This is a genomic window from Azospirillum sp. A1-3 (assembly GCF_023806445.1).
In the GTDB taxonomy this organism is placed as follows: domain Bacteria; phylum Pseudomonadota; class Alphaproteobacteria; order Azospirillales; family Azospirillaceae; genus Azospirillum.
The window spans coordinates 368404-391664 of the sequence record NZ_JAMSLU010000001.1; the positions used below are offsets into that span (position 1 = coordinate 368404).

19 protein-coding genes and 4 tRNA genes are annotated in these 23261 nt (G+C 64.7%); 20 read left to right on the top strand and 3 right to left on the bottom strand.

The features are described from left to right. Positions 1–85: 85 nt before the first annotated feature. From M5E06_RS01700 to rlmB, 3 genes are all read right to left on the bottom strand, one after another. Positions 86–505 (bottom strand): hypothetical protein, encoded by a 420-nt coding sequence (locus M5E06_RS01700; protein WP_252136942.1) that lies wholly within the window; start codon positions 503–505, stop codon positions 86–88. A 580-nt stretch (positions 506–1085) separates the two neighbouring features. Next, positions 1086–1161 (bottom strand) — tRNA-Thr (locus tag M5E06_RS01705). A gap of 83 nt (positions 1162–1244) precedes the next feature. Continuing rightward, positions 1245–2180, bottom strand: a complete 936-nt coding sequence (gene rlmB, locus M5E06_RS01710; protein WP_502801955.1) for a 23S rRNA (guanosine(2251)-2'-O)-methyltransferase RlmB — start codon at positions 2178–2180, stop codon at positions 1245–1247. Positions 2181–2312: 132 nt separating this feature from the next. On the opposite strand from rlmB, the gene M5E06_RS01715 reads away from it, so the two are divergent. The 20 genes from M5E06_RS01715 (at position 2313) to M5E06_RS01810 (ending at position 23249) form a co-directional block, all read left to right on the top strand. Continuing rightward, positions 2313–2398, top strand: a tRNA-Tyr gene (locus tag M5E06_RS01715). A gap of 64 nt (positions 2399–2462) precedes the next feature. Further along, positions 2463–2536, top strand: a tRNA-Gly gene (locus M5E06_RS01720). An 80-nt stretch (positions 2537–2616) separates the two neighbouring features. Further along, positions 2617–3807, top strand: coding sequence for an elongation factor Tu (gene tuf / locus M5E06_RS01725; RefSeq protein ID WP_136705163.1), 1191 nt, complete (start codon positions 2617–2619; stop codon positions 3805–3807). Positions 3808–3999: 192 nt separating this feature from the next. Then, a tRNA-Trp gene (locus tag M5E06_RS01730) sits at positions 4000–4075 on the top strand. A 72-nt stretch (positions 4076–4147) separates the two neighbouring features. Further along, on the top strand, positions 4148–4345 hold the full coding sequence (secE, locus tag M5E06_RS01735) for a preprotein translocase subunit SecE (RefSeq protein ID WP_014246876.1): 198 nt from the start codon (positions 4148–4150) through the stop codon (positions 4343–4345). Between the two features lie 3 nt (positions 4346–4348). After that, positions 4349–4879: a transcription termination/antitermination protein NusG gene (nusG, locus tag M5E06_RS01740; protein WP_014246877.1), complete on the top strand. Its 531-nt coding sequence runs from the start codon at positions 4349–4351 to the stop codon at positions 4877–4879. Positions 4880–5039: 160 nt separating this feature from the next. Then, positions 5040–5474 (top strand): 50S ribosomal protein L11, encoded by a 435-nt coding sequence (gene rplK, locus M5E06_RS01745; RefSeq protein ID WP_109150179.1) that lies wholly within the window; start codon positions 5040–5042, stop codon positions 5472–5474. A 4-nt stretch (positions 5475–5478) separates the two neighbouring features. Next, positions 5479–6192, top strand: a complete 714-nt coding sequence (gene rplA, locus M5E06_RS01750) for a 50S ribosomal protein L1 (RefSeq protein ID WP_109150178.1) — start codon at positions 5479–5481, stop codon at positions 6190–6192. A gap of 306 nt (positions 6193–6498) precedes the next feature. After that, positions 6499–7020 carry a 50S ribosomal protein L10 gene (gene rplJ / locus M5E06_RS01755; RefSeq protein WP_109150177.1) on the top strand — a complete coding sequence of 174 codons (522 nt, stop codon included), beginning with the start codon at positions 6499–6501 and terminating at the stop codon, positions 7018–7020. A 73-nt stretch (positions 7021–7093) separates the two neighbouring features. Continuing rightward, on the top strand, positions 7094–7471 hold the full coding sequence (gene rplL / locus M5E06_RS01760) for a 50S ribosomal protein L7/L12 (protein ID WP_014246882.1): 378 nt from the start codon (positions 7094–7096) through the stop codon (positions 7469–7471). A 248-nt stretch (positions 7472–7719) separates the two neighbouring features. After that, on the top strand, positions 7720–11913 hold the full coding sequence (gene rpoB, locus M5E06_RS01765) for a DNA-directed RNA polymerase subunit beta (RefSeq protein WP_109150176.1): 4194 nt from the start codon (positions 7720–7722) through the stop codon (positions 11911–11913). 100 nt (positions 11914–12013) lie between these two features. Further along, positions 12014–16186 (top strand): DNA-directed RNA polymerase subunit beta', encoded by a 4173-nt coding sequence (rpoC, locus tag M5E06_RS01770; protein ID WP_252136944.1) that lies wholly within the window; start codon positions 12014–12016, stop codon positions 16184–16186. A 323-nt stretch (positions 16187–16509) separates the two neighbouring features. Beyond that, a complete protein-coding gene (rpsL, locus tag M5E06_RS01775; protein WP_012973201.1) occupies positions 16510–16881 on the top strand; it encodes a 30S ribosomal protein S12 in 372 nt (123 codons plus the stop codon). A 12-nt stretch (positions 16882–16893) separates the two neighbouring features. Further along, on the top strand, positions 16894–17364 hold the full coding sequence (gene rpsG, locus M5E06_RS01780) for a 30S ribosomal protein S7 (protein ID WP_012973202.1): 471 nt from the start codon (positions 16894–16896) through the stop codon (positions 17362–17364). Positions 17365–17391: 27 nt separating this feature from the next. Further along, a complete protein-coding gene (gene fusA / locus M5E06_RS01785; protein ID WP_252136945.1) occupies positions 17392–19464 on the top strand; it encodes an elongation factor G in 2073 nt (690 codons plus the stop codon). Between the two features lie 38 nt (positions 19465–19502). After that, on the top strand, positions 19503–20693 hold the full coding sequence (gene tuf / locus M5E06_RS01790) for an elongation factor Tu (protein ID WP_136705163.1): 1191 nt from the start codon (positions 19503–19505) through the stop codon (positions 20691–20693). A gap of 536 nt (positions 20694–21229) precedes the next feature. Then, complete coding sequence (gene rpsJ / locus M5E06_RS01795; protein WP_012973204.1) at positions 21230–21538, top strand: 30S ribosomal protein S10; 309 nt, start codon at positions 21230–21232, stop codon at positions 21536–21538. A 60-nt stretch (positions 21539–21598) separates the two neighbouring features. Further along, complete coding sequence (gene rplC, locus M5E06_RS01800; protein ID WP_044549480.1) at positions 21599–22309, top strand: 50S ribosomal protein L3; 711 nt, start codon at positions 21599–21601, stop codon at positions 22307–22309. A gap of 5 nt (positions 22310–22314) precedes the next feature. After that, on the top strand, positions 22315–22935 hold the full coding sequence (gene rplD / locus M5E06_RS01805) for a 50S ribosomal protein L4 (RefSeq protein ID WP_109154401.1): 621 nt from the start codon (positions 22315–22317) through the stop codon (positions 22933–22935). Next, the gene (locus tag M5E06_RS01810; protein WP_012973207.1) at positions 22932–23249 is read left to right on the top strand and encodes a 50S ribosomal protein L23; all 318 of its coding nucleotides are present in this window, start codon (positions 22932–22934) and stop codon (positions 23247–23249) included. The genes rplD and M5E06_RS01810 overlap by 4 nt, the downstream gene beginning before the upstream one ends. The last annotated feature ends 12 nt before the right edge of the window (positions 23250–23261 follow it).

Consider the following 23261-nt stretch of genomic DNA (forward strand, 5'->3'; position numbering starts at 1 on the left):
CGACCGAATGTCGTTTAGTTTTCAGCTATCTGCCGTTCTCCGCACCAGCACGTCACTTAATGAATGCCGGTGCGGAGACGCATAATCACTTCTGCGGAGCTATCTGCTGCGGGGTGGCAGATGCCTGAATGGCTGCCGGCTGCGGTGGTGGCGGAAGGGTGCAATTCTTCTCGATCGCGACTTTCTCAAGCGCTTCATGCTCGCCCTTCAATCGGGCGTACTCTGTCGCTTCCGGGCCATCACCTTTCAGGAAGAACAGCGCCGGCCAGAACAGCACCAGTCCAACCCCCATAGCGACCTTATCGTTGTCAGCCCGGTTGTCGATCCGACCGGCCAATTCGGACACACGGCGTCCGATCCGCTCACTCTCTGCCGCGACCTGCTGACAGGTATAGCCCTGGTACGAGACGGGCGACGCATAAGCTGTGGCAATATCCTTTGACCCAGATCCGCAGCCGGCAAGGGCTATCGACCCTGCCAGCGATAAGATCACGGACTTCTTCATACTTCCCCCCTGTGGCTTTGGCGCTCGATCAGCATCTACGGCAGAGAGAGCCATAGGCGATCTACGCAACCGAGGGAAGGTGTGTGAAGCAACTTTTCTTTGTCGAGCCCCGCCTTGTAGCATTTAGTCGCACGTGCGGCCTGTGCCCGCCGTGGAAGACGCTGCCTGAGACATGCCTTTACTCGCCAGCTGAATGGCTCGCTGAATCCGGTGTGTATCGTCGCCTACCGGCTTATATGTGCCGTTCTCAAACCTGCCGACGAGCGATTGCGAGACGCGGGCGGCTCAGGCAAGCTGAACTGAACTGAACTGAACGGATCCGGGTTCGTTTGAGGCCATTTGTGTTGAGTTAAGCCGCCATGGCGGCCGCCTCGGTTTGAGCATAGCAGCGCGCTTCAGCCTCGCCGGGGGAATGTTGCCGACGGGTTCTAGGAGGCGCCGGTTGGACCTGCACCGCACTTGAAGACCTGCGGATCCAGAATGCCGCACGGCGGACCTGCCACAGGTCCGATGCAAAACGACGTTGCGTACCTCGGACGTGGAAAAGCCCCGAAAGGCGTTACCTTCCAGGGCCTTAGAGTGGTGCCGGATACAGGAATCGAACCCGTGACCTTCTGATTACAAATCAGCTGCTCTACCAGCTGAGCTAATCCGGCGCGCCCGTCGCTTGGCGGAGGCACACCTTAGCGTCCCTTTTCCGTGCAAACAAGCACTTGGCCGCACCGGATCCACTTCGCGGTCACTCGCGCAGGCGGGCGACCTCGTACAGAGCCACTGCAGCGGCATTGGAAACGTTGAGGCTGCCCACCGGCCCACCGGTCGGAAGGCGGGCGATGGCGTCGCAGCGCTCCATGGTCAGCCGACGCAACCCGCTGCCCTCCGCCCCCATGACCAGCACGGTCTTGCCCGTCAGGTCCAGCTTGGCCAGGGTCGATTGTCCCGATTCGGCAAGCCCGACCGACCAGAAGCCGTTCTGCTGCAGGTCGGTCAGCGCGCGGGCGAGGTTGGTGACGCGAATCAGCGGCACCGCTTCAAGTGCGCCCGAGGCACTCTTCGCCAACACGCCCGTGGTTTCCGGCGCATGGCGTTCGGTCACCACCACGGCGCGGGCGCCGAAGGCAGCGGCCGACCGCAGGATGGCGCCGACATTGTGCGGATCCGTCACTTGGTCGAGGGCGACGATGACCGCGGATTTCTCCGACTCCAACTCGTTGCACAAATCCTCGATGCCCAGCTCCGGCAGGGGAGAGGCGTCGACGACGATGCCCTGGTGGACGGCGCCCGGCGGCAGCATCCGCTCAAGCTCCATGCGGTCGACCAGCGAAGCCTCTGGGCGTTGCAGCCCCAACGCGCGCGCCGCCGCGAAAGCCGGCTCCAGGGCTGCCCGGCCCGAGTCGGTCGCCAGCAGCCGGTGGATGCGCCGCTCCGGGTTCGTCCAGGCGGCGGCGACCGGGTGCAGGCCATAGAGAAGCACGCCACGCGCGGCCGGCGGACGCCCTCCCTTCGCCGGCCGCCGGCCGGCCCGCCCGGAGTCGTCCGCCTGGTCCTGCCGCGGCGATGACCCGTGCTGCGCCTTGGCGCCGGAACGCTCGGCGGTGTGGTCGGCATTGCGTTCGGAAGAACGGCTGGAAGCGGGGCCGGAGCCGGGATGTCTGGAGCGCGTCATGATACCCACGAAGAAGGGGAGGGGGCCGCAGCGGACCGCGGCCGAATTTTTTCTGGTGTGAACCGCTTAACCCGTGTTGACAAGGTCTGAAAAATTCGCATATTGCCGAACTCCGCGGCGGGCACTGCCAAGCCGCGGACTGGAAGGGTGGCCGAGTGGTTAAAGGCAGCAGACTGTAAATCTGCCCGCGTTAGCGTACGCTGGTTCGAATCCAGCCCCTTCCACCACTACTTTCCACGGCTTGTCCGTGATCGCGTTTGCCCCGGACGGTCGCGCCGGCGGGATGCTTAGGCGGGTGTAGCTCAATGGTAGAGCAGAAGCCTTCCAAGCTTACGACGGGGGTTCGATTCCCCTCACCCGCTCCAATCCCGCGTGCGCCACGGAAAACGGATCTCGGCCGGGCCATTGTGTGCGTCCGGAACGTCGGGAACGAAAGACCAAAGCGATGGCGAAGGCAAAGTTTGAGCGGAACAAGCCGCACTGCAACGTTGGCACGATCGGCCACGTCGACCACGGCAAGACGTCGCTGACGGCGGCGATCACGAAGGTGCTGGCGGAGTCCGGCGGCGCCACCTTCACCGCTTACGACCAGATCGACAAGGCGCCGGAAGAGAAGGCGCGCGGCATCACGATCTCGACGGCCCACGTCGAGTACGAGACGCAGAACCGCCACTACGCGCACGTCGACTGCCCGGGCCACGCCGACTACGTGAAGAACATGATCACGGGCGCTGCCCAGATGGACGGCGCGATCCTGGTCGTGTCGGCCGCTGACGGCCCGATGCCGCAGACCCGCGAGCACATCCTGCTGGCCCGCCAGGTTGGCGTTCCGGCGCTGGTCGTGTTCTTGAACAAGGTCGACATGGTCGACGATCCGGAGCTGCTGGAGCTGGTCGAGCTGGAAGTTCGCGAGCTGCTGTCCTCCTACCAGTTCCCGGGCGACGACATTCCGATCACCAAGGGTTCGGCTCTGTGCGCGCTGGAAGATCGTCAGCCGGAGATCGGCCGTGACGCCGTTCTGGCTCTGATGAAGACGGTTGACGAGTACATCCCGCAGCCGGAGCGTCCGAAGGACCGTCCGTTCCTGATGCCGATCGAAGACGTGTTCTCGATCTCGGGCCGCGGCACCGTGGTGACCGGCCGTGTCGAGCGCGGCATCGTGAAGGTCGGTGACGAAGTTGAGATCGTCGGCCTGAAGGCGACGGTGAAGACCACGGTCACCGGCGTCGAGATGTTCCGCAAGCTGCTCGACTCGGGTGAGGCTGGCGACAACATCGGCGCGCTGCTGCGCGGCACCAAGCGCGAGGACGTCGAGCGCGGCCAGGTTCTGGCCAAGCCGGGTTCGATCACCCCGCACACCAAGTTCAAGGCCGAAGCCTACATCCTGACGAAGGAAGAGGGCGGCCGTCACACCCCGTTCTTCACCAACTACCGTCCGCAGTTCTACTTCCGTACGACGGACGTGACGGGCATGGTCTCGCTGCCGGAAGGCGTCGAGATGGTGATGCCGGGCGACAACGTCGCCATGGACGTGGCTCTGATCGCCCCGATCGCCATGGACGAAGGCCTGCGCTTCGCCATCCGCGAAGGCGGCCGCACCGTCGGCGCCGGCGTCGTTGCCAAGATCGTCGAGTGATGCTATAAGCCTGCCTCCCCCGCCGGGCTTCGGTTCGGCGGGGGAGTTCTATCTGGCTAAAGAGTACGGTTGGGCTTCCGGAAAGCCGTTCTAAAAAGTTATTCCGAAAGTCAGGCCGAAAGGCCTTGACACCGCCGCCGAAAGAATGCTTTAAGCGGCGTCCCACGCCGAAAGGTGTGGCCGGACGGAGATAGGAGTGTAGCTCAATTGGTAGAGCACCGGTCTCCAAAACCGGGGGTTGGGGGTTCGATCCCCTCCACTCCTGCCATCCCGTCCCAATAACGGTTTAGGGTAAAAGCGGCGCCCTCACAGTCGCTCCGGAGCTCGCACGGTTCGCACGATGGCTAAAGTCAATCCCGCAGAATTCGCGCGCGAGGTCCGCCGCGAGGTAGCCAGGGTCACCTGGCCGACCCGCAAGGAAACCGGCATCACGACCGCCATGGTGTTCGTCATGGTCGTGCTCGCCGCCCTGTTCTTCCTCGTCGTCGATCAGGTGCTGGCGGTTGCCGTTCGCTTGATCCTTGGGCTGGGAGGCTAAGACATGGCAGCGCGCTGGTACGTCGTTCACGTCTATTCGGGTTTCGAAAAGAAGGTCGCCCAGGCCATCCGCGAGAAAGCGGCTCAGAAGGGTCTGGAAGACAAGTTCGAGGAAATCCTGGTCCCGACCGAAGAAGTGGTCGAAGTGCGCCGGGGTTCCAAGATCAACACGGAACGCAAGTTCTTCCCTGGCTATGTCCTCGTTAAGATGGACCTCACCGACGAATCCTGGTCGCTGGTGAAGAACACGCCGAAGGTTACGGACTTCCTGGGCGGTGGCGGCAAGCCGCAGCCGATTTCCCAGCGGGAGGCCGAACGGATCATCCATCAGGTGCAGGAAGGCTTTGAGCGCCCCAAGCCCTCGATCACCTTCGAGGTGGGCGAGCAGGTGCGAGTGAGCGACGGTCCCTTCACCTCGTTCAATGGCGTCGTCGAGGAAGTCGACGAAGAGAAGTCCCGCCTCAAGGTGGCGGTGTCGATCTTCGGCCGCTCCACGCCGGTCGAACTGGAATACACGCAGGTCGAAAAGATCTAAGCGCAAGGTTCCACAGTTTTTCGTGTCGGAGCTGCCGGTGCTTGCATCGGTGGCTCCATTCTGTTGCGGGAGGCTCGCCATGGCCGAACCGCAAAACCCCGCGACGCCGCGCCGGACCATCCGGTCACAGGCGTGAGGCGTCGTCCCAGGAGGTTGTGAGATGGCGAAGAAAATCGTCGGTTACATCAAGCTGCAGGTTCCGGCCGGCAAGGCGAACCCGTCGCCGCCCATCGGTCCGGCGCTCGGTCAGCGCGGTCTGAACATCATGGAGTTCTGCAAGGCGTTCAACGCCAAGACGGCGGACCTGGAAGTCGGCATGCCGATTCCCGTGGTCATCACCGCTTACGGCGACCGCACCTTCACCTTCGTGACCAAGACCCCGCCGGTCAGCTACTTCCTCAAGAAGGCTTCGGGCAAGGACAAGGGCTCGACGACCCCCGGCAAGGGCGGTTTCGTCGGCCAGGTCACGACCTCGCAGATCCGCGAGATCGCCCAGAAGAAGATGGTCGACCTGAACGCGCACGACGTCGAAGCCGCCGCGACCATGATCGCCGGTTCCGCCCGCTCGATGGGCCTCGAAGTGGTGGAGGGCTGATCCTATGGCGAAGCTGGGCAAGCGTCTGACCGACGCCTACAAGAGCGTCAACCGCGACAACTTCTACTCGCTGGAAGAGGCCGTCACCCTGGTCAAGGGTGCCGCCAAGGCCAAGTTCGACGAGACCATCGAAATCGCGATGAACCTCGGCATCGATCCGCGCCACGCCGACCAGATGGTCCGCGGCGTCGTGAACCTGCCGAACGGCACCGGCAAGACCGTCCGCGTGGCGGTGTTCGCCCGTGGCGCCAAGGTCGATGAGGCCCTGGCCGCCGGCGCCGACGTGGTCGGCGGCGACGATCTCGCCGAACAGATCCTGGCCGGCAACATCAACTTCGACCGCTGCATCGCCTCGCCCGACATGATGGGCGTGGTCGGCAAGCTCGGTAAGGTCCTCGGCCCGCGCGGCCTGATGCCGAACCCGAAGCTGGGCACCGTGACCCCCGACGTGGCCGGCGCCGTGAAGGCCGCCAAGGCCGGCGCGGTGGAGTTCCGTGCGGAGAAGACCGGTATCGTCCACGCCGGCGTCGGCAAGGTCAGCTTCTCGGAAGAGGCGCTGGTCCAGAACATCCGCGCCTTCGTCGATGCCATCACCCGTGCGAAGCCGACCGGCGCCAAGGGCCAGTACCTGCTGAAGGTCTCGCTCTCGTCGACGATGGGTCCGGGCCTGAAGCTCGATCTCACCAGCGTGTCGGCTGCAGCCGGCGCCGCGGCGTAATCGACCGTCTTTCGCCGCCGGTGCCTTCGGGTGCCGGCGACGACCGGGTGGATGATCCAAGGGGGCCTGCCTCTGCGGATCGCCCACCCACCCCTGTCCGAGACCGCAGGTGTCCGCCCCTTCTCCGGAAGGTGAGGGCTTAAAATTCACCGGCGCAGACAGGAGTTGAACCCGTTGACCATTCCGGACCCCGTCAAGGCGGGTCCACCGGATCAGGAACGGCTTGAACTTCTGGGACAGGTTCGCCGGACCTCCGGCCCGCAAGGGCAGGGGGTTCATGTAAACCTCTGTGCAAGGAGGCGATCCGTGGATCGTACACAAAAAGAAGCGACGATCGCGGCTCTGCAATCGAAGCTCCAGGACACGGGCCTGGTGGTGGTCACCCACCATCTGGGCCTGACGGTGAAGGAAGTCACCGACCTGCGTGCGAAGGTTCGGGCTGCTGGCGCCAGCTTCAAAGTGACGAAGAACCGGCTCGCCCGTCGTTCCCTTCAGGGGACGCAGTTCGAAGGTCTGGACGGTCTCTTCAAGGGACCGACGGCGATCGCCTACTCGAAGGATCCCGTTGCGGCTGCCAAAGTGGTGGCCGACTACGCGAAGACCAACGAGAAGCTCAAGATCGTCGGCGCCAGCCTCGGCACCCAGATTCTGGACGCGGAGGGGGTCAAGGCCCTCGCCTCGCTCCCGTCGCTGGACGAACTGCGTGGCCGCCTCGTGGGCATGATCCAGACCCCGGCGACCCGTATCGCCGGTGTTCTCCAGGCTCCGGGTGGCCAGGTCGCCCGCGTGCTTGCTGCCTACGCGAAGAAGGACGACGAGGCAGCCTGAGCTGGCCCGCAAGGCCGGCTCGACGCACTCGTTTTTTTCCATCCCCAGAACTCAAGTCGTTTGGAGTAGTAACATGGCTGATCTGCAGAAGCTCGTCGACGATCTGTCGGCCCTGACCGTCCTGGAAGCCGCCGAGCTGTCGAAGCTCCTCGAAGAGAAGTGGGGCGTCTCCGCCGCCGCTCCGGTGGCCGTTGCCGCCGCTGGCCCGGCCGCTGCCGCTGCCGCTCCGGCCGAAGAGCAGACCGAGTTCACCGTGATCCTCGCCGATGCCGGCGACAAGAAGATCAACGTGATTAAGGAAGTCCGTGCGATCACCGGCCTGGGCCTGAAGGAAGCCAAGGACCTGGTCGAGGGCGCTCCGAAGCCGGTCAAGGAAGGCGCCACGAAGGACGAGGCCGCCAAGATCAAGAAGCAGCTTGAAGAGGCCGGCGCCAAGGTCGATATTAAGTAAGACCTTGCTGCGTTACGGATCATACAGTTCCACGCCGGACGGCGGTCGGTTCCCCAGGGAACCTGCCGCCGCACGGCGTTTTCTGCCTTCCGCCGGACCGGGCTTGCCCGGCCCGGCTCTTTCCGTCCCCATCATGGGGATGGCCCGCGCGGGCGCCCTCGGGACCGGTCGACACCAGTCGGCTTGACCCTGCGGTCGGTTGAACGGTCGGTATAACGCGCATCACGTACAGACGTTTGGGGACATCCATGGCCAAATCCTTTACGGGTCGTAAACGTGTTCGGAAGAGCTTCGGGCGCATCCCGGAAGTCACCCAGATGCCCAACCTCATCGAGGTGCAGCGCAGCTCCTACGACCACTTCCTGCAAATGGACATCGCCCCGGAAAAGCGGGCGAACCTGGGCCTGCAGGAAGTGTTCAAGTCGGTCTTCCCGATCAAGGACTTCTCCGACCGCGCGGTGCTGGATTTCGTCAAGTACGAGCTTGAGCAGCCGAAGTACGACGTCGAGGAGTGCCAACAGCGTGGCATGACCTTCGCCGCCCCGCTGAAGGTGACCCTGCGCCTGTCCGTGTTCGACGTCGAGGAGGACACCGGCCTCCGTTCGATCCGCGACATCAAGGAGCAGGACGTCTACATGGGCGACATGCCCCTGATGACGGCCAACGGCACCTTCGTCATCAACGGCACCGAACGCGTCATCGTCTCGCAGATGCACCGTAGCCCGGGCGTCTTCTTCGACCATGACAAGGGCAAGACCCACGCGTCGGGCAAGTATCTGTTCGCCGCCCGCGTCATTCCCTATCGCGGTTCCTGGCTCGACTTCGAGTTCGACGCCAAAGATCTCGTCTACGTTCGCATCGACCGCCGCCGCAAGCTGCCGGCCACCACGCTGCTGTTTGCTCTGGACGGCGCGGAGACCGAGGCGCTGCGCGCCGAGCGCAAGGCCAACCGCAAGGACCTGCTGCCCTACGAGGCGCAGGGCATGGCCAAGGAAGAGATCCTCAACTACTTCTACGACACCATCACCTACACGCGCTCGGCCGGCGGTTGGAAGACCCCGTTCAGCGCCGAGCGGATGAAGGGCGTCAAGCTGATTTCGGACCTCGTGGACGCCTCCACCGGCGCCATCGTCGCCGAGGCCGGCACCAAGATGACCCCGCGCGTCATCAAGAAGCTGGTCGAGGCCGGCCTGACCGAGCAGCAGGTCTCCACCGAGGAGCTGACCGGCCGCTACCTCGCCGTCGACATCATCAACGAGCGCACGGGCGAAGTCCTGTTCGAAGCCGGTGACGAGCTGTCGGCGAGCGACCTCGACAAGCTGGAGAAGACCGGCGTCGATGAGCTGCCGGTGCTGGCGATCGACCATCTGAACGTCGGCGCCTACATCCGCAACACCATGAATGCGGACCGCAACGCCAGCCGCGAAGATGCCCTGATCGACATCTACCGCGTCATGCGTCCGGGCGAGCCGCCGACCCTGGAATCGGCCGAGGCGCTGTTCTCGGGCCTGTTCTTCGACAGCGAGCGCTACGACCTGTCGGCCGTGGGCCGCGTGAAGATGAACGCCCGCCTGAACTTCCAGACGGACGACCAGATGCGCGTTCTCCGCAAGGAGGACATCCTGGAGATCCTGAAGGTTCTGGTGAACCTGAAGGATGGCCGCGGCGAAATCGACGACATCGACCATCTCGGCAACCGCCGCGTGCGCTCGGTCGGCGAGCTGATGGAGAACCAGTACCGCGTCGGCCTGCTGCGCATGGAACGTGCGATCCGCGAGCGCATGAGCTCGGTCGAGATCGACACGGTGATGCCGCACGACCTGATCAACGCGAAGCCGGCGGCCGCCGCCGTGCGCGAGTTCTTCGGTTCGTCGCAGCTGTCGCAGTTCATGGACCAGACCAACCCGCTGTCCGAGATCACGCACAAGCGTCGTCTCTCGGCTCTCGGCCCGGGCGGTCTGACCCGCGAGCGCGCCGGCTTCGAGGTGCGCGACGTGCACCCGACGCACTATGGCCGCATCTGCCCGATTGAGACGCCGGAAGGTCCGAACATCGGTCTGATCAACTCGCTGGCGACCTACGCCCGCGTGAACCAGTACGGCTTCATCGAGAGCCCCTACCGCAAGGTCATCGACGGCAAGGTCACCAACGAGGTGGTCTATCTGTCGGCGATGGAGGAGGGCCGCTACGTCGTCGCCCAGGCGAACGCCGAGCTGAACCCCGACAACAGCTTCGCCGCCGATCTGGTGTCCTGCCGCCAGGGCGGTGAATACCTGATGTTCCGGCCCGAGGCGATCGACCTGATCGACGTGTCGCCGAAGCAGCTGGTGTCCGTCGCCGCGGCGCTGATCCCGTTCCTGGAGAACGACGACGCCAACCGCGCGCTGATGGGCTCGAACATGCAGCGTCAGGCGGTGCCGTTGGTGAAGGCCGACGCGCCGCTGGTCGGCACCGGCATGGAGGCGACCGTTGCCCGCGACAGCGGCGTGACCATCGTCGCCAAGCGTTCCGGCATCGTCGACCAGGTCGACGCCACCCGCATCGTCGTCCGCGCCACCGACAGCTCGGACAGCACGGCGCCGGGCGTCGACATCTACAACCTGCTGAAGTTCCAGCGTTCCAACCAGAACACCTGCATCACCCAGCGTCCGCTGGTGAAGGTTGGTGACCGGGTGAACGCCGGCGACATCGTGGCTGACGGTCCGTCGACCGACCTCGGCGAGCTGGCGCTCGGCCGGAACGTGCTCGTCGCGTTCATGCCGTGGAACGGCTACAACTTCGAGGACTCGATCCTCATCAACGAGCGCATCGTCAAGGACGACGTCTTCACCTCGATTCACATCGAGGAGTTCGAGGTCATGGCCCGCGACACCAAGCTGGGCCAGGAGGAAATCACCCGCGACATTCCGAACGTGGGTGAGGAAGCTCTGAAGAACCTCGACGAGGCCGGCATCGTCTATATCGGCGCCGAGGTCCGTCCGGGCGACATCCTGGTCGGCAAGGTGACGCCGAAGGGCGAAAGCCCGATGACGCCGGAAGAGAAGCTGCTGCGCGCCATCTTCGGCGAGAAGGCTTCCGACGTCCGCGACACCTCGCTGCGCCTGCCGCCGGGCGTCGTCGGCACCATTGTCGAGGTCCGTGTGTTCAGCCGCCGCGGTGTCGACAAAGACGAGCGCGCCCTCGCCATCGAACGCGCCGAGATCGAGAAGCTGGCCAAGGACCGCGACGATGAGCGCGGCATTCTGGAGCGCAGCTTCTACACCCGCCTGAAGGAAGTGCTGCTCGGCCAGACCGCGCAGTCGGGCCCGAAGGGCATGAAGGGTGGCACGGTCCTGACCGAAGAGGTTCTGGCCGGCCTGTCGAAGGGCCTGTGGCGCCAGATCGCCATCGCCGACGAGCAGGTGATGGAGACCGTCGAGAACCTCGCCAAGGTGTTCGACGACTCGATCAAGGCCCTGCAGGACCGCTTCGAGAACAAGGTCGACAAGCTGCAGCGCGGTGACGAGCTGCCGCCGGGCGTCATGAAGATGGTCAAGGTCTTCGTCGCGGTGAAGCGCAAGCTGCAGCCGGGCGACAAGATGGCCGGCCGTCACGGCAACAAGGGCGTCGTCTCGCGCATCATCCCGCAGGAGGACATGCCGTACCTCGAGGACGGCACCCCGGTCGATCTGGTGCTGAACCCGCTGGGCGTGCCGTCGCGCATGAACGTCGGTCAGATCCTGGAAACCCACCTCGGTTGGGCGGCCTCGGGTCTCGGCAAGCAGATCGGCCGCGCGGTCGACCAGTACCGTCTGGCGATCCGCCAGAAGGCGGAAGGCGCTCCCCAGCTGGAGGCCCTGCGCAGCACGCTGAAGTCGGCGTACGGCGAGGTGACCTACAACGAGGACATCGCCGACATGACCGACGGCGAGCTGCTGGAGCTGGGCGGCAACCTGCGCAAGGGCGTGCCCTTCGCGACGCCGGTCTTCGACGGCGCCCGCGAGGAGGACATCTGCGTCCATCTGGAGCGTGCCGGTTTTGACCGGTCGGGCCAGTCGACGCTGGTGGATGGCCGGACCGGCGAGACTTTCGACCGCAAGGTCACCGTCGGCTACATCTACATGCTGAAGCTGCACCACCTGGTGGACGACAAGATCCACGCCCGGTCGATCGGCCCCTACTCGCTGGTCACGCAGCAGCCGCTGGGTGGCAAGGCCCAGTTCGGCGGTCAGCGCTTCGGTGAGATGGAGGTCTGGGCGCTGGAAGCCTACGGCGCCGCCTACACGCTGCAGGAAATGCTGACGGTGAAGTCGGACGACGTGTCCGGCCGCACCAAGGTTTACGAGGCCATCGTCCGCGGCGACGACAACTTCGAGGCCGGCATTCCGGAGTCGTTCAACGTGCTGGTCAAGGAGCTGCGCTCGCTCGGCTTGAACGTCGAACTGAACCAGCGGTCCTACTGAGCCGATTTGACGTGACCAAACCCCGGAACGGTGCGAGCACCGCTCCGGGGTCATGCACTGCCCTTAACCGACAACGCGGCGATGCCAGCGGGAGACGGTCATGAATGAGTTGATGAACATTTTCGGCCAGGTCCAGGGGCCGCAGAGCTTCGATCAGATCCGCATCCAGATCGCGAGCCCCGAGCGGATCCGGTCCTGGTCCTACGGCGAGATCAAGAAGCCGGAAACCATCAACTATCGCACCTTCAAGCCGGAGCGCGACGGCCTGTTCTGCGCCCGCATCTTCGGCCCGATCAAGGACTACGAGTGCTTGTGCGGCAAGTACAAGCGCATGAAGTATCGCGGCATCATCTGCGAGAAGTGCGGCGTCGAGGTCACGCTGTCGAAGGTCCGGCGCGAGCGCATGGGCCATATCGAACTGGCGTCTCCCGTCGCGCACATCTGGTTCCTGAAGTCGCTGCCGAGCCGCATCGGCCTGCTGCTCGACATGACTCTCAAGGATCTGGAGCGCATCCTCTATTTCGAAAACTACGTCGTCATCGAGCCGGGCCTCACCCCGCTGAAGCTGCATTCGCTGCTGAACGAGGAAGAGTACCTGAACGCCCAGGACGAGTACGGTGAGGACGCCTTCACCGCGTCGATCGGTGCCGAAGCGCTGCGCATCATGCTGTCCGCGCTCGACCTCGACGAGGAGAAGAAGCGCTGCCGTGAGGATCTGCGCGACACCAACTCCGAAGCCAAGCGCAAGAAGCTGGTCAAACGCCTGAAGCTGATCGACGCCTTCCTGGCCTCGCAGTCGCGTCCGGAGTGGATGATCCTGGAAGTCATTCCGGTGATCCCGCCCGAACTGCGTCCGCTGGTCCCGCTGGACGGCGGCCGCTTCGCCACGTCCGACCTGAACGACCTGTACCGCCGCGTCATCAACCGCAACAACCGTCTGAAGCGGCTGATCGAGCTGAAGGCGCCGGACATCATCGTCCGCAACGAGAAGCGCATGCTGCAGGAGGCCGTCGACGCTCTGTTCGACAACGGCCGCCGTGGCCGCGTCATCACCGGCGCCAACAAGCGTCCGCTGAAGTCGCTGTCCGACATGCTGAAGGGCAAGCAGGGCCGCTTCCGTCAGAACCTGCTCGGCAAGCGCGTCGACTATTCCGGCCGTTCGGTCATCGTCGTCGGTCCGGAGCTGAAGCTGCACCAGTGCGGCCTGCCGAAGAAGATGGCGCTGGAGCTGTTCAAGCCCTTCATCTACGCCAAGCTGGAGCTGTACGGCCTCGCCTCCACCATCAAAGCCGCCAAGCGGATGGTGGAAAAGGAACGTCCCGAGGTCTGGGACATCCTGGAAGAGGTCATCCGCGAGCATCCGGTGATGCTGAACCGGGCGCCGACGCTGCACCGTCTCGGCATCCAGGCGTTCGAGCCGACGCTGATCGAAGGCAAGGCGATCCAGCTGCACCCGCTGGTCTGCACCGCCTTCAACGCCGACTTCGACGGCGACCAGATGGCCGTGCACGTGCCCCTGAGCCTCGAGGCCCAGCTGGAAGCGCGCGTCCTGATGATGTCGACCAACAACATCCTGTCGCCCGCCAACGGCAAGCCGATCATCGTGCCGTCGCAGGATATCGTCCTCGGCATCTACTACATCTCCATGGATCGCCCGAGCGAGAAGGGCGAGGGCATGGTGTTCGCCAATGTCTCGGAAATCGAGCAGGCGCTGAACGCCAAGGTCCTGTCGATCCATGCGAAGATCAAGGCGCGCTACGTCGGCGTTGACGACGAGGGCAACGAGCTGATCAGCATCGTCGAGACGACGCCGGGCCGCATGCTCCTGTCGGAGCTGCTGCCGCGTCACCCGAAGGTGCCGTTCTCGCTGATCAACCGCGTCCTGACCAAGAAGGACGTCGGCAACGTCATCGACGCCGTCTACCGCCATTGCGGTCAGAAGGAGACGGTGATTTTCGCCGATCGCCTGATGAAGCTAGGCTTCGGCCACGCTTGCCGCGCCGGCATCTCCTTCGGCAAGGACGACATGGTCATCCCCGCCGCCAAGGAGAAGCTGGTCAACGAGTCGAAGGAGCGGGTGAAGGAGTTCGAGCAGCAGTATCTCGACGGCCTGATCACGCAAGGCGAGAAGTACAACAAAGTCGTCGACGTTTGGTCGGAATGCACCGAAAAGGTCGCGTCCGAGATGATGAAGGCGATCTCGACCACCGAAGCCGGCAAGCCCGTCAACTCGGTGTACATGATGGCCCACTCCGGTGCGCGTGGTTCCGCCGCGCAGATCCGTCAGCTGGCCGGCATGCGCGGCCTGATGGCCAAGCCGTCGGGCGAGATCATCGAGACGCCGATCATCTCGAACTTTAAGGAAGGCCTGACCGTGCTGGAGTACTTCAACTCCACCCACGGCGCCCGCAAGGGTCTGGCCGACACCGCCTTGAAGACGGCCAACTCCGGTTACCTGACCCGCCGTCTGGTCGACGTGGCGCAGGACGCCATCATCGTCGAGCATGATTGCGGCACCGAGCGCGGCATCACCGTGAAGGCGGTGATCGACGGCGGCGAGGTCATCTCCCCGCTGGGCGACCGCATCCTCGGCCGCACCGTCGTCGGGGCGGTGATCGACCCGTTGAACGGCGAGCTGATCGTCGAGGACGGCGGCCTGATCGACGAGCCGACGGTCGACCGCATCGAGCGGTCGGGCATCGACTCGGTCAAGATCCGCTCGGTCTTGACCTGTGAGACCCGCGACGGCGTCTGCGCCAAGTGCTACGGCCGTGATCTGGCCCGCGGCACGCTGGTCAACACCGGCGAGGCGGTCGGCGTCATCGCGGCGCAGTCGATCGGCGAGCCGGGCACCCAGCTGACGATGCGTACCTTCCACATCGGTGGTGCGGCGCAGCGCGGTGCGGAGCAGAGCCAGATCGAGGCGGCGTTCGACGCGACGGTGCGGATCAACAACCGCAACGTCGTCATGAACTCCTCGGGCATCCCGGTCGTCATGGGCCGAAGCACCGAAGTGATCCTGCTCGACGAGCAGGGCCGCGAGCGGGCGCGTCACCGCGTGCCGTACGGTGCCAAGCTGCTGGCGGACGAGGGTGTTAAGGTCGAGCGCGGCGCTAAGCTGGCCGAGTGGGACCCCTACACCCTGCCGATCATCACCGAGCGCGCCGGTACCGCCCGCTACATCGACCTCGTGGAAGGCATCTCCATGCGCGAGGTGATGGACGAGGCGACGGGCATCAGCTCCAAGGTGGTGGTCGACTGGCGCCAGCAGCCGCGCGGTGCCGATCTGAAGCCGCGTATCGCGCTGGTGGACGATCGGGGCGAGCTGATCACGCTGCCGAACGGCCTGGAAGCCCGCTACTTCATGTCGGTGGACGCCATCCTGTCGGTGGAGAACGGTGCAGAGGTCCGGGCCGGCGACGTGCTGGCGCGTATCCCGCGCGAGTCGTCCAAGACCCGCGACATCACCGGTGGTCTGCCGCGCGTGGCCGAGCTGTTCGAGGCGCGTCGTCCGAAGGACTTCGCCATCATCTCGGAAATGAGCGGTCGCGTCGAATTCGGTAAGGACTACAAGACCAAGCGCCGCATCGTTGTCCGCAACGACGAGACCGGCGACGAGAAGGAGTATCTGATCCCGAAGGGCAAGCACATCTCCGTGCAGGAGGGTGACTATGTCGAACGCGGCGATCTGCTGATGGACGGCAACCCGGTGCCGCACGACATCCTGGCGGTGATGGGTGTGGAGGCCTTGGCCGACTACCTGATCAACGAAATCCAGGACGTCTATCGACTGCAGGGCGTGAAGATCAACGACAAGCACATCGAGGTGATCGTTCGCCAGATGCTGCAGAAGGTCGAGATCACCGACGCCGGCGAGACCACCTTCCTGGTGGGCGAGCAGGTCGACCGTCAGGAGTTCGACGAGGAGAACGAGAAGACGGTTGCCGAGGGGCTGCAGCCGGCCCACGGCCATCCGGTTCTCCAGGGCATCACCAAGGCCAGCCTGCAGACGCGCTCCTTCATCTCGGCCGCGTCGTTCCAGGAAACCACCCGCGTTCTCACGGAAGCGGCCGTCGGCGGCAAGGTCGACAACCTGGAGGGCCTGAAGGAGAACGTCATCGTCGGCCGTCTGATCCCGGCCGGCACTGGCTCCGTGGTGAACCGCCTGAAGCTGATCGCCGCCGAGCGTGACCGCGAGGCGGCCTTGGAGGCCGGCGCTCCGGAGGAAACTCCGGCCCTGCCGACCCCGGGCGAGGAAAGCTCCGCGGCCTGATCTGTCGGGTCGACTGAGTTGGGGAGGGGGCGCGTTCCGGAAGGGACGCGCCCTTTTCTTTAGGCACTGCCGGTCGTCATGAGGTGCGTTCCGAAGGCGCAAGACCGTCCTTGACTCTCCGTTGGCCTTTCCCTAAAGTCCGCGAACTTCAAAGGACACCGGGGCTCTCCGTGTGTCCGCTTGAATCCACCGATCCCGCCGATCGGAGTCCTCCGATCGGCTTTCGCTCATTCAGCCCGCTCGGAACGGCAACGTTTCGCAGGCGGGCTTTTGCTTCGTCCGGCTCGTCCGGCCGAGTGATCTTGAAGGGATGAAGGGCAGATATGCCGACGATCAACCAGTTGATCCGTAAGCCGCGCGAGCCGTTGGCCGCGCGCAACAAGGTTCCCGCGATGGAGGCTTGCCCGCAGAAGCGTGGCGTCTGCACTCGCGTTTACACCACCACCCCGAAGAAGCCGAACTCGGCGCTCCGTAAGGTCGCCCGCGTTCGTCTGACGAACGGCTTCGAGGTGACGAGCTACATCCCTGGTGAGGGCCACAACCTCCAGGAACACTCGGTGGTCATGATCCGCGGCGGTCGTGTGAAGGATCTTCCCGGCGTTCGCTATCACATCATTCGCGGCACGCTGGATACCCAGGGCGTCAAGGATCGTAAGCAGCGCCGTTCGAAGTACGGCGCGAAGCGTCCGAAGTAAGGAGAACTCACGATGTCCCGTCGTCATCGCGCCGAGAAGCGTGAAGTCCTGCCGGACGCCAAGTACGGCGACCGCGTCCTGACGAAGTTCATGAACTGCCTGATGCTGGACGGCAAGAAGTCGGCCGCCGAAGGCATCGTCTATGGTGCGCTGGGCCGTATCGAGGTCAAGACCAAGAACGATCCCGTTCAGGTCTTCCACGACGCCCTCGCCAACGTGAAGCCGCACCTGGAAGTCCGCAGCCGCCGCGTCGGTGGTGCGACCTATCAGGTTCCGGTCGAGGTCCGTTCGGACCGCGCCCAGGCTCTCGCCATCCGTTGGCTGATCAGCGCCGCCCGCGCCCGCTCGGAAAACACCATGACCGAGCGTCTGTCGGGTGAGCTGCTCGATGCAGCCAGCCAGCGCGGCACCGCCGTGAAGAAGCGCGAAGATACGCACCGCATGGCGGAAGCCAACAAGGCGTTCTCGCACTACCGCTGGTAAGGTTCACGCCTGTCCTGGTGATTTTGCATGCCCCGTTCGCACGCCCTCGACCGTTACCGCAACATCGGCATCATGGCTCACATCGATGCTGGCAAGACGACGACGACCGAGCGCATCCTGTTCTATACCGGCAAGTCCTATCGCATGGGCGAGGTCAATGACGGCACTGCCGTCATGGACTGGATGGAGCAGGAGCAGGAACGGGGCATCACCATCACCTCGGCGGCAACGACCTGTTTCTGGCGCGACCACCGCATCAACATCATCGACACGCCCGGCCACGTGGATTTCACCATCGAGGTCGAGCGGTCCTTGCGTGTCCTGGATGGCGCCGTTGCCATCTTCGACGCGGTTGCGGGTGTCGAGCCCCAGACCGAGACCGTGTGGCGGCAGGCCGACAAGTACGGCGTGCCGCGCATGGCCTTCGTCAATAAGATGGACCGTGTCGGCGCGGATTTCGACCGCTGTGTCGGCATGATGGCCGACCGGCTGGGCGTCAAGCCGCTGGTCCTGCAGCTTCCCATCGGCGTTGAGGCCGGCTTTTCCGGCGTCGTCGATCTGGTCGCGATGCGCGCCACGATCTGGAAGGCCGAGACGCTCGGCGCCGAGTTCGAACATACCGACATTCCCGAGACTCTGGCCGGACCGGCCGCAAGTGCCCGTCAGGCGCTGCTGGAGGCCGTGCTCGATCTCGATGAGGCGGCAATGTCCGCCTACCTGGAGCGCGGCGAGGAGCCTGCGCCCGATGCCCTGCGCGCGCTGATCCGCAAGGGCACGATCTCCAATGCCGTTGTCCCGGTGCTCTGCGGATCGGCCTTCCGCAACAAGGGCATCCAGCCGATGCTCGACGCGGTGGTCCACTATCTGCCGGCGCCGAACGACATCGGTGCGGTGACGGGCCATGCCGTCGGCGGCGACCGCTCGGAGGAACGCGCGGCCAACGACAGCGCGCCGTTCTCGGGCCTCGCCTTCAAGGTGATGAACGACCCCTATGTCGGGACGCTCACCTTCTGCCGCATCTATTCCGGCACCGCGAGCGTCGGCGATTCGCTGCTCAACCCGGTGAAGGGTGAGCGCGAGAAGATCGGCCGCATGCTGTTGATGCACGCAAACAGCCGGGAAGACATCGAGCACGCCCACACCGGCGACATTGTGGCCTTCGCTGGGCTGGAGCACACCGCGACCGGCGATACCCTCTGCGATCCAGGCAAGCCCATCGTGCTGGAGCGTCTGGACGTCCCGGAGCCGGTGATCGAGATCGTGGTGGAGCCGCGCACCGACGCAGACCACGAGAAGATGGCGGCGGCGCTGAACCGCCTCGGCCACGAGGATCCCTCGCTTCAGGTCTCCGTCGACCGTGAAAGCGGCCAGACCGTCATTCGCGGCATGGGCGAACTGCATCTCGACATCATCGTCGACCGCATGAAGCGCGAGTTCCGCGTCGATGCCGCTGTTGGCGCGCCCAAGGTCGCCTACCGCGAGACCGTGCTGCGTTCGGCCGAAATCGACCATGTCCATGCGCGCCAGACCGGCGACCGCGCCCAATTCGCGCGTGTGACCTTGAAGCTGGAGGCCCTCGACCGCGGCGCCGGATTCGTGTTCGAGAACCGTGCCGCCGGGTTGCCTCGCGAGTTCGTCGCCGGTGTGCAGAAGGGGCTGGAGGCCGCGAAGGACGCCGGCGTCGTCGCCGGTTACCCGGTGGTCGACGTCAAGGCGACCCTGACCGGCGGCGAGGCGCACGACGTCGACTCCTCGCCGCTTGCCTTCGAACTGGCGGCGCGGACCGCCTTCCGCGAGGCCATGACAAAAGCCGCTCCGGCGCTGTTGGAACCGCTGATGCGGGTCGAAATCATCACGCCGGACGACTATATGGGCGACGTCATCGGCGATCTGAACGGTCGCCGCGGACAGATCACCGGCATGGACCAGCGCGGGAACGCGCGAATCGTCACGGGACTGGTTCCCTTGGCGGCCATGTTCGGCTATGTGAACTCCCTGCGCTCCATGAGTCAGGGCCGCGCGCAGTACAGCATGCAGTTCGACCATTATGAGCCGGTGCCACAGGCCATCGCGGACGGCGTCCGCGCCAAGGTGGCCTGAAGACCGCTGGAACGATTGAGAAACGGAGAGACCACCCCATGGCGAAGGCAAAGTTCGAGCGGAACAAGCCGCACTGCAACGTTGGCACGATCGGCCACGTCGACCACGGCAAGACGTCGCTGACGGCGGCGATCACGAAGGTGCTGGCGGAGTCCGGCGGCGCCACCTTCACCGCTTACGACCAGATCGACAAGGCGCCGGAAGAGAAGGCGCGCGGCATCACGATCTCGACGGCCCACGTCGAGTACGAGACGCAGAACCGCCACTACGCGCACGTCGACTGCCCGGGCCACGCCGACTACGTGAAGAACATGATCACGGGCGCTGCCCAGATGGACGGCGCGATCCTGGTCGTGTCGGCCGCTGACGGCCCGATGCCGCAGACCCGCGAGCACATCCTGCTGGCCCGCCAGGTTGGCGTTCCGGCGCTGGTCGTGTTCTTGAACAAGGTCGACATGGTCGACGATCCGGAGCTGCTGGAGCTGGTCGAGCTGGAAGTTCGCGAGCTGCTGTCCTCCTACCAGTTCCCGGGCGACGACATTCCGATCACCAAGGGTTCGGCTCTGTGCGCGCTGGAAGATCGTCAGCCGGAGATCGGCCGTGACGCCGTTCTGGCTCTGATGAAGACGGTTGACGAGTACATCCCGCAGCCGGAGCGTCCGAAGGACCGTCCGTTCCTGATGCCGATCGAAGACGTGTTCTCGATCTCGGGCCGCGGCACCGTGGTGACCGGCCGTGTCGAGCGCGGCATCGTGAAGGTCGGTGACGAAGTTGAGATCGTCGGCCTGAAGGCGACGGTGAAGACCACGGTCACCGGCGTCGAGATGTTCCGCAAGCTGCTCGACTCGGGTGAGGCTGGCGACAACATCGGCGCGCTGCTGCGCGGCACCAAGCGCGAGGACGTCGAGCGCGGCCAGGTTCTGGCCAAGCCGGGTTCGATCACCCCGCACACCAAGTTCAAGGCCGAAGCCTACATCCTGACGAAGGAAGAGGGCGGCCGTCACACCCCGTTCTTCACCAACTACCGTCCGCAGTTCTACTTCCGTACGACGGACGTGACGGGCATGGTCTCGCTGCCGGAAGGCGTCGAGATGGTGATGCCGGGCGACAACGTCGCCATGGACGTGGCTCTGATCGCTCCGATCGCCATGGACGAAGGCCTGCGCTTCGCCATCCGCGAAGGCGGCCGCACCGTCGGCGCCGGCGTCGTTGCCAAGATCGTCGAGTGATGACCATCCGACGGTCGCCGCAGGGTGACCGCCGGAGGGAAGGGTAGGGCGGCGAGGAAATATCCCGCCGCCGGTTGTAAGAGACGGGCCGTCTTCTCCGCGCAAGCAGGGTGGCGGCCCGCCCGGTTCTAGCCATCGGGCGTCGGCATTCGGGACCGTCAGCCTGTCGATCCAGCTTCCTCCGACTGGGGGGAGATTCAGGATTGACACGCGGGCGCTGAACGCCTAGAGATTACGCCCTCTGGATTTTGGGTTGGTGGTAGGCAGCTTCGGCCTAGACGCAGCCCGAGACGAACGGCACGGCGCGCCTCCCAGTGAGGCGCGCCGTCTGCTGAACGGAACATCCCCTTCGCGCATCCGCCGCGGGGGATGTTCTTTTTCGTATCGGCTCGTCGCATGGGTCACAGTGTCGCCCGTCGGCCCCGCTTCGGTGGTTCGGCGCGCGGCCTTGCGCTGTCGGCGAAGCCCCAAAGCAGCTCGTGGAGTTCCGGTGACGCGTCCGCGTCATCGCTAGAAGGTGCAAGGGACGTTTGGACATGGACAGCCAGAACATCCGCATCCGTCTGAAGGCGTTCGATCATCGCGTGCTCGACCAGTCGACCAGCGAGATCGTCAACACCGCCAAGCGGACCGGCGCGCGCGTGCGGGGCCCGATCCCCCTGCCGACGCACATCGAAAAGTTCACCGTGAACCGCTCGCCGCACATCGACAAGAAGTCGCGCGAACAGTTCGAGATCCGCACCCACAAGCGCCTGCTCGACATCGTCGATCCGACGCCGCAGACCGTGGATGCTCTGATGAAGCTCGACCTCGCCGCCGGCGTCGACGTCGAGATCAAGCTCTGATTTTGGTTGGTAAGGGACCTCTCCGGTAAGCGGATGTCCCTGGTCAGGAGATAAAGAACAATGCGATCCGGTTTGATCGCGCAGAAAGTCGGCATGACCCGCGTCTTCACGGACGACGGCCAGCATGTTCCGGTCACTGTGCTGAAAGTCGACAGCTGCCAGGTCGTCGCCGTTCGCACCGAGGAAAAGGATGGCTACACTGCCGTCCAGCTCGGCGCGGGCGCCATCAAGGTCAAGAACGTCAACAAGCCTGAGCGTGGGCATTTCGCCAAGGCGCGCGTGGAACCGAAGCGCAAGCTGGTCGAGTTCCGCGTCGATGCCGATGCCCTGATCGAGGTCGGTGCCGAGCTGTCGGCCGCCCACTTCGTCGCCGGCCAGTACGTCGACGTCACCGGCACCTCCATCGGCAAGGGCTTTGCCGGTGCGATGAAGCGCTGGAACTTCGGTGGTCTGCGCGCCACGCACGGCGTGTCGGTGTCGCACCGTTCGCACGGTTCGACGGGTAACCGTCAGGACCCCGGCAAGGTCTTCAAGAACAAGAAGATGGCCGGTCATCTCGGTGACGAGCGGGTTACGGTCCTGAACCTGCAGGTCGTCGCCGTCGACGAAGCCCGTGGTCTGATCATGCTCAAGGGTGCCGTCCCCGGCGCCGAGGGCGGTTGGCTGCGCATCCGTGACGCCGTCAAGAAGAAGGCTCCGGAAGGCCTGCCCTTCCCGGCCGGCATCAAGTCTGCTCCGGCGGCGGAAGCCCCGGCCGAGACGCAGGAGTGAGCGCCATGAAGGCCACGATCAAGAATCTGAACAACGAAGCCGTCGGCGAGATCGAGCTGTCGGACGCCGTGTTCGGTCTGCCGGCCCGCACCGACCTGCTGGCTCGCATGGTGAACTGGCAGCTGGCCAAGCGCCGCTCCGGCAACCACAAGACCAAGGGCATCAGCGAGATCAGCGGCACGACCAAGAAGCCCTACGGGCAGAAGGGCACCGGCCGAGCTCGTCAGGGCTCCATCCGTTCGCCGCAGTTCCGCGGCGGTGCGACCATCTTCGGGCCGGTGGTGCGTTCGCACGCCCACGACCTGACCAAGAAGGTCCGCAAGCTGGCGCTCAAGACCGCCCTGTCGGCCAAGGCCGCCGAGGGCAAGCTGATCGTCCTGGAGGCTGCGGCCGCCGAGACGCACAAGACCAAGGAGCTGGCGGCCCGTCTCGCCACCCTCGGCCTGACTTCGGCGCTGATCATCGATGGCTCGAACCTGGACGAGAACTTCGCCAAGGCTTCGCGCAACATCCCGCTGATCGACGTGCTGCCGGAGCAGGGTGCGAACGTCTACGACATTCTCCGCCGCGACACGCTGGTCCTGACCCGCAACGCGGTCGAGCAACTGGAGGCTCGCCTGAAATGAGCAAGCAGTCGAAACCTGCGGTGAGCCAGGAGCGGATGTACGACCTGATCCTCGCTCCCGTCATCACCGAGAAGTCGACGTTGGTGTCGGAGCACAACCAGGTCACGTTCCGCGTGCCGCTCACGGCCTCCAAGCCGGAGATCAAGGCCGCCGTTGAAGGTCTCTTCAACGTCAAGGTGACCGCGGTCAACACCCTGGTTTCCAAGGGCAAGACCAAGCGGTTCCGCGGCACCATCGGCCGTCGCTCGGACTTCAAGAAGGCCGTCGTCACCCTCGCCGAGGGTAACAAGATCGACGTGACCACGGGCATCTGAGCGGGAGTGTGA

What these genes read in the sequence shown, in the direction of transcription:
- M5E06_RS01700 (WP_252136942.1), bottom strand. Translation starts at nt 505, where the DNA reads ATGAAGAAGTCCGTGATCTTATCGCTGGCAGGGTCGATAGCCCTTGCC.
- tuf (WP_136705163.1), top strand. Translation starts at nt 2,617, where the DNA reads ATGGCGAAGGCAAAGTTTGAGCGGAACAAGCCGCACTGCAACGTTGGC.
- secE (WP_014246876.1), top strand. Translation starts at nt 4,148, where the DNA reads ATGGCTAAAGTCAATCCCGCAGAATTCGCGCGCGAGGTCCGCCGCGAG.
- nusG (WP_014246877.1), top strand. Translation starts at nt 4,349, where the DNA reads ATGGCAGCGCGCTGGTACGTCGTTCACGTCTATTCGGGTTTCGAAAAG.
- rplK (WP_109150179.1), top strand. Translation starts at nt 5,040, where the DNA reads ATGGCGAAGAAAATCGTCGGTTACATCAAGCTGCAGGTTCCGGCCGGC.
- rplA (WP_109150178.1), top strand. Translation starts at nt 5,479, where the DNA reads ATGGCGAAGCTGGGCAAGCGTCTGACCGACGCCTACAAGAGCGTCAAC.
- rplL (WP_014246882.1), top strand. Translation starts at nt 7,094, where the DNA reads ATGGCTGATCTGCAGAAGCTCGTCGACGATCTGTCGGCCCTGACCGTC.
- rpoB (WP_109150176.1), top strand. Translation starts at nt 7,720, where the DNA reads ATGGCCAAATCCTTTACGGGTCGTAAACGTGTTCGGAAGAGCTTCGGG.
- rpoC (WP_252136944.1), top strand. Translation starts at nt 12,014, where the DNA reads ATGAATGAGTTGATGAACATTTTCGGCCAGGTCCAGGGGCCGCAGAGC.
- rpsL (WP_012973201.1), top strand. Translation starts at nt 16,510, where the DNA reads ATGCCGACGATCAACCAGTTGATCCGTAAGCCGCGCGAGCCGTTGGCC.
- rpsG (WP_012973202.1), top strand. Translation starts at nt 16,894, where the DNA reads ATGTCCCGTCGTCATCGCGCCGAGAAGCGTGAAGTCCTGCCGGACGCC.
- fusA (WP_252136945.1), top strand. Translation starts at nt 17,392, where the DNA reads ATGCCCCGTTCGCACGCCCTCGACCGTTACCGCAACATCGGCATCATG.
- tuf (WP_136705163.1), top strand. Translation starts at nt 19,503, where the DNA reads ATGGCGAAGGCAAAGTTCGAGCGGAACAAGCCGCACTGCAACGTTGGC.
- rpsJ (WP_012973204.1), top strand. Translation starts at nt 21,230, where the DNA reads ATGGACAGCCAGAACATCCGCATCCGTCTGAAGGCGTTCGATCATCGC.
- rplC (WP_044549480.1), top strand. Translation starts at nt 21,599, where the DNA reads ATGCGATCCGGTTTGATCGCGCAGAAAGTCGGCATGACCCGCGTCTTC.
- rplD (WP_109154401.1), top strand. Translation starts at nt 22,315, where the DNA reads ATGAAGGCCACGATCAAGAATCTGAACAACGAAGCCGTCGGCGAGATC.
- M5E06_RS01810 (WP_012973207.1), top strand. Translation starts at nt 22,932, where the DNA reads ATGAGCAAGCAGTCGAAACCTGCGGTGAGCCAGGAGCGGATGTACGAC.